The following is a 5,663-nucleotide window of genomic DNA, read 5'->3' on the forward strand; positions in this document are numbered from 1 at the left end:
CCGACCTCTTGATTACGAATTAGCATTTTATAGGTTTTAACCAGGTCGACACACTTTTAATTTCCTTTAAAATCCTTTTATATACTTGATATTACAGCATTAATACGTTATATGTTCTTATATTGAGTTTTAAACAATTCTGCGACACAAGTGCGACACAGCTGCGACACATTTATCTAGGGATGAAAAATCGGTTATGAAAATAAACAAATCGACAGTCGATAATTTGCCCCTTCCAGAGGTACAACAGGAAGGAAAAACAGCACAAAAACGTTATTATGACGATAACCTTAAAGGTTTTGGTGTTCGCATTACCTCAGGAGGTTCAAAAGCCTTTTTTGTAGAGAAATTCATAAATAGGAAACGCTGTCGAATTACTCTAGGCCACTACCCAGAGTTGACAGCTGAGATGGCAAGGAATAAAGCTCTTCTAATGCTCGGACAAATAGCCATGGGAGGAGATCCTATAGCTGAAAAGAAAGCCTCAACAATAATTAAAGTTACATTGAATGAGGTTTTCAAAGATTATCTTAAAACAAGAAAAACCTTGAAACCCAAAACCATAAGTAATTATCAACAAATTCTGGATAAAGGGTTCACCAGCTGGAAACATAAACCTATTCTTTCCATCACTAAAGATCGCATTACCAAATATCACGAAAAATTAGGAAAAGAACACGGTGAAGCGTATGCAAATCTTGCGATGAGAATACTCAGAGCCCTTTTCAATTTTGCAGCCGGCCAATATGAAGATGCTAAAGGAAACTCACTCATTCTTGAAAACCCTGTAAAACGATTATCCCAAACACGCGCATGGTATCGAGTTGAACGTCGTCAAACCTATATCAAGCCTCATGAATTGAAAGCATGGTATGCTGGACTTCAAATTACCCAGAATGAAGTCCTTCGAGATTATTTATTACTGATTCTACTTACTGGATTACGCAGACAAGAGGCAGCTACATTAAAGTGGTCAGACGTGGATTTAAGTGCTAAGACCTTTACACTAAGTAAAACAAAGAATAATGAGACTCACACCCTACCCCTTTCTGATTTTCTTTATAATTTAATGGTGAATCGTAAAAAGAACCAAATGAATGATTATGTATTCCCGGGTACAGGAGCAGCAGGCCACATCATCGAACCCCGCAAACTTATGGCACATGTTACTAAGACATCGGGTGTGCATTTCACTGTTCATGATTTAAGACGCACCTTTATTACCATTGCTGAAAGTCTGGATATCCCTGCTTATGCACTAAAACGACTAATGAATCATAAAATGAATAATGATGTAACAGCAGGATATATTGTCGCTGATGTAGAACGCTTGAGAAAACCAATGCAACTCATTACTAATTATATTTTAAAGTGCATGGAGGTGATTGAGTCTGCTGAAATAATCACTATACAAGCTACAAATAAAGAACAGATATAACTGCTTCTCTGATTTTGGCCCGCAGTGCGGTCCGAATTGAGAATAAATATTCAATTTGGATCGCGGTGAGATCCATATCATGAATAAGGTTACAACATAGATTCGGACCGCACTGCGTTCCAAATTTAAATCATACCCAATTTGGAACACACCGTGTACCAAATTAAAGAAACAAAAAAATGATGAATAGGACAGCTATCTAAGATTTGGCCGACAGTGTCGGTCATATTAAAAATATCGAAACATCAGTTAGTTCCATTTTGGAACCCACTGCTAAGATTTAATAATGAACTCTCCGGGATTTCCGGATAATTCAAAATATAAAGAATACATTATTATCCAGCAGCACTATATTGAATATTAAAATCCAAAGCCTTAGCAATTGGTTTAGAATTTTTCCCAATTTTCTTCATTTCAATAATTCCGTAGCGAGCCATTGTGCTAAGCGTACGACTCAAATTACCAGGTTCACGTTTACTTAAAGCAGCTAGCTCTTTAATTGACTCAGGCTTTTGTTCATCAATTATTTTCAATAACCTCATGTTATTTTCATTTAATACTTCACATAGTGATTTGATTGAACTAAACCAAATCTTGGGTTCATTTTTCTTAGGTTTATAACGTCCGGAAGCAATTTCAATAGTACGATTCTGAAATTTATCTCGTGGCATAATACCAATTTGCAGTGTTTTCATTTTTTTCCACATTATTTAATACAAATAAACCATCTGGTTTTTACCCTTTAATTAAAAATTAAAGATATCATCAGATGATATTCATATTATAATAAAATTTCATACTAAGAATAATTTTTTTGCTCTAAATTTAGTAAATATTCAAATGAATGTATATTGTGCTTAAAATTCTTTTTTTGGGAAAATTGCAAATTGCCAAAAACTCACTAGTAATAAAACCGACATCCAGTAGTCAAGTAATCCTTGACAGCTGAATGTCTTTTCAATAACTCCAATATACAACTTAATTATTGAAATAATTCGGAATGTGAGCCCGTACGAGCCAATCTTAATAATTTGAGTTGATCATCACTTTTATAGATAAGCAACCAATCTGGAGAAATATGGCACTCTCTATAACCCTTCCAGTTTCCAGAGAGTGAATGATCACAATTTTTAGGTGGTAATGACTCTTGCCGTTGCAAAGATTCTACAATTTCTTGTAATAACCCTAGCTCTTTACCTTGCTTAATAATTTTCTTGAGATCTTTTTTGAATTGGGTTGAACGAACTATCTCAAGCATCCGTATCATCCAAATCATCAATCATTGATTTAAAAGATGAAAAAGATTTGCCACCACCTTTCTCTAATTCTTCAATTGCATCACGAGATAGTTTGTTTGGCAATTTCAATTCAAAAGGCAAACCTCTGCACATAACAATTTGTGCATAGAATGCATTAATAGCTTGAGAAGGCGTAATACCTAACATCTTTAGGATCCCCTCACCAACATCTTTCAGGTTACTATCAACCCGAGCTTGTACAGTTTTCGTAGTCATAATTATGAATTTTTGTAGTTTGATTTAATATAATTGTAGTTACATATGACTACAATTGCAAGTTATTGGTTCAGGTATCAGTTATGAAAAATGAATAATCTAGAGTTTCCAGAAATGAAAACCCTCAAGTAGGCAACGTAGACAAGTTTCTATTATAATTTATGAATTTAATTTAGAATTCATCCAAGCTATTGAGATTATACAATATCCAATCAGCGCAATTGCAGTAATCATAAGATAACAACTCATTCCTAAAATATGGACATCTATAAAAAAAATACCTAAAAAACTGGATAAGAGACTGGCTAATCCATTAAAAATCTCAAAATGAACAACACTTTTCTCTTTTTTATTCTCTCACGATAATGTGAGTGATAAGCCTTTAAGCTATCAATCAAATTTTCTTGAGACAATTCTGAAGCAATTCCAATTATTTTATTAGTAGCAAAGAAATGAACCAGAAACTCATATACGAGAGTAAACAGACCTAATACCGCTCCTAAAAGAAAAAATATTAGTGCTAAAATAATGTACGGTTTATCATGATAGTTCTTGGTAAAAAATCCTGCTAAAGCTATTGCTGCACCTGCATTAACAATTAAAGGAATGCTTAAAATGATTTGAACAGTTTTAATATAAAAATCAATCGTTGTTTTAAATTCTTCATTAAAACGAAAGATCTCAATGTTTTCTTTTTGATTCTCATCAACCATATAAGCCTCCTTGCTTTAGATTAGAGCAATTTTTTTATGTTATGAAAGCTTATTGCTTATTCAACCTTATTTTAAGGCAACAATCATAAATTACTCTATGATTAGAATATGAATAGAAATAATAATCGTCGCCTATTTATATTAGGTGCTGGATTTTCAAAGCCAGCAGGTTTACCACTTGGGACTGAACTTTTACAAGAAATTGTAAATTATGTTAATAGCCCCACCAACGATATTTTTTCTGAATATAGAGAAATGTTTATTGGAACTATTACAGAATACCAAGATTACTCTAATAAAAAAATTAATGAAATTAATATTGAAGAATTTATTGAGTATATTGATTACCAAAGCTTTTTAAATTTTTATGGCACTCTAAATTATCCCTCAAAGCAAGGCAATGACATTCAGAAAGTAATAAGGGTTTTAATTGCAACTGTTCTTTTAAAAAAGCAGGAGCAAGCTCTTAATACAAATTTATATAATAGCTTTGCAGAAACTCTAACCAACAATGATATTGTAATAACTCTAAATTATGACACCCTAATCGAATATTTTTTACAGAAAAATGGAAAAAAGTTTCGTTTATTGCCTCCATGGATATATAAAGATAAATTGAATTTTGAACCATATGACGGTGTAACGTTACTAAAAGTTCATGGTTCGATTAATTGGTTTAATCTAAATGAATATTACGAGAAACAAAGAACTGATAATTTAAATAATCCCCACTCATTATTACCTGCTGATTTTATTTTCAATAATCATGGAAATGATAAACCTAAATTAAATCCCATAGTCCCAATGAATATTCAACCAACAATTGAAACAAATTTAAAATATCTTTATTGGGTATCAGACCAAGATTTAAATAAATTCATCAAAGTTTATAATAATCCACTTGGGCGCACTGATAATAACGAAGCACCTGCCATCACACATCCTATTCTCCTTAGTCCCTCATATAGCAAACTACTTTATTCTGATTCAATTAAAGACTTATTTTATGGTGCAGGATTTTATGGATGCGACAATGATCAAATTATTATAATTGGTTGCTCGCTTGTTGATTATGATAAATATATTAGGCAGTGGGTATTTGATATAGTTCGCCAATATCGAGGAATGAATCATACAAAAGAAATATCTGTTATTAATTATGCTTCAAGGCAGATACAAAAAATTGATATACAAAAAACTTATTCATATCTTGGTACAGATAAAATCAAATTTATATTTGATGGCTTTTCTGAGAAATCTCTTGCTGGCATAAGTAACTAATTTATCATTATTAACTATAAAAACAACTGCAGAAGTCCAAAAATCCAACCAGATATAGCTAATAAAAAAACAAACAAACCTTCAAAATAGCTATTTATTATAGTTCAATACATCGGGGCCTGAAAGGCCGGAACCCTGATGACAAGTATTGCTATTTAAATATTTGAATACAAACATCCCTTACACTTCTTATCTTACGGACTATCTTTTTAACATTATCAGGTGCACCTATTAATTTGTCATTTAAGGATGCTCTAATTAACGTAATCTTGATGTATTCTTCAAAAGAAACTTGCCAAGGTAACTTATCCTTAAGACATTTACAAAATTTATCGTTTCCTATAGATCTATAACATTCCGCATATTTTAAATGCATTAAGTCATCAAATTGAGAGAGCAATTCATCACTTTGTTTTTTTAACCTATCTAAAGACTCAGATGCATCTAACTCATCTAAGGTCATTGATTTTGCAATAAATATTTTTTTTTGATTCATGAACTGTTCATCAGCAAATATCCATGTGTCTGCATTTACTAAAGAAACAGATAGTAAAAACGATATCAGAATCAACATTTTTTTCATATATGTACCGTTGTTGAACAATTCATCTATTCATCTACTTTATATTTCGGCTTCAAACCTATTTTCTTTAATGTAATTCATCATGCTAATAAATCCTGCGTCACTGCAATTTATCAGCAGTGACGCAGAAAAAT

General features: G+C 32.1%; 7 protein-coding genes. 2 read left to right on the plus strand and 5 right to left on the minus strand.

Annotated features, from left to right (window positions below):
- Positions 1-196: 196 nt before the first annotated feature.
- Positions 197-1,438 (plus strand): tyrosine-type recombinase/integrase, encoded by a 1,242-nt coding sequence (locus tag OK13_RS13350; protein ID WP_035891586.1) that lies wholly within the window; start codon positions 197-199, stop codon positions 1,436-1,438.
- A 335-nt stretch (positions 1,439-1,773) separates the two neighbouring features.
- Here OK13_RS13350 and OK13_RS13355 read toward each other — a convergent pair whose 3' ends face one another.
- The 4 genes from OK13_RS13355 to OK13_RS13370 all read right to left on the minus strand — a co-directional run bounded on the left by OK13_RS13355 (position 1,774) and on the right by OK13_RS13370 (position 3,665).
- On the minus strand, positions 1,774-2,133 hold the full coding sequence (locus tag OK13_RS13355) for an HVO_A0114 family putative DNA-binding protein (RefSeq protein ID WP_035891596.1): 360 nt from the start codon (positions 2,131-2,133) through the stop codon (positions 1,774-1,776).
- A 287-nt stretch (positions 2,134-2,420) separates the two neighbouring features.
- On the minus strand, positions 2,421-2,696 hold the full coding sequence (locus OK13_RS13360) for a type II toxin-antitoxin system RelE/ParE family toxin (protein ID WP_035891587.1): 276 nt from the start codon (positions 2,694-2,696) through the stop codon (positions 2,421-2,423).
- Positions 2,689-2,952 (minus strand): type II toxin-antitoxin system RelB/DinJ family antitoxin, encoded by a 264-nt coding sequence (locus OK13_RS13365; protein WP_035891589.1) that lies wholly within the window; start codon positions 2,950-2,952, stop codon positions 2,689-2,691. Before OK13_RS13365 ends, OK13_RS13360 begins: the two co-directional genes overlap by 8 nt.
- Positions 2,953-3,257: 305 nt before the next feature.
- The gene (locus OK13_RS13370; RefSeq protein WP_035891591.1) at positions 3,258-3,665 is read right to left on the minus strand and encodes a hypothetical protein; all 408 of its coding nucleotides are present in this window, start codon (positions 3,663-3,665) and stop codon (positions 3,258-3,260) included.
- 108 nt (positions 3,666-3,773) lie between these two features.
- Here OK13_RS13370 and OK13_RS13375 point away from each other — a divergent pair, with 108 nt between their 5' ends.
- Positions 3,774-4,946, plus strand: coding sequence for an SIR2 family protein (locus tag OK13_RS13375; RefSeq protein ID WP_035891592.1), 1,173 nt, complete (start codon positions 3,774-3,776; stop codon positions 4,944-4,946).
- 151 nt (positions 4,947-5,097) lie between these two features.
- Here the strand turns inward: OK13_RS13375 and OK13_RS13380 are convergent, their stop codons facing one another.
- Positions 5,098-5,529, minus strand: a complete 432-nt coding sequence (locus OK13_RS13380) for a hypothetical protein (RefSeq protein WP_035891594.1) — start codon at positions 5,527-5,529, stop codon at positions 5,098-5,100.
- Positions 5,530-5,663: the final 134 nt, after the last annotated feature.

It is taken from the genome of Legionella norrlandica (assembly GCF_000770585.1).
Taxonomy (GTDB): Bacteria; Pseudomonadota; Gammaproteobacteria; order Legionellales; family Legionellaceae; genus Legionella; species Legionella norrlandica.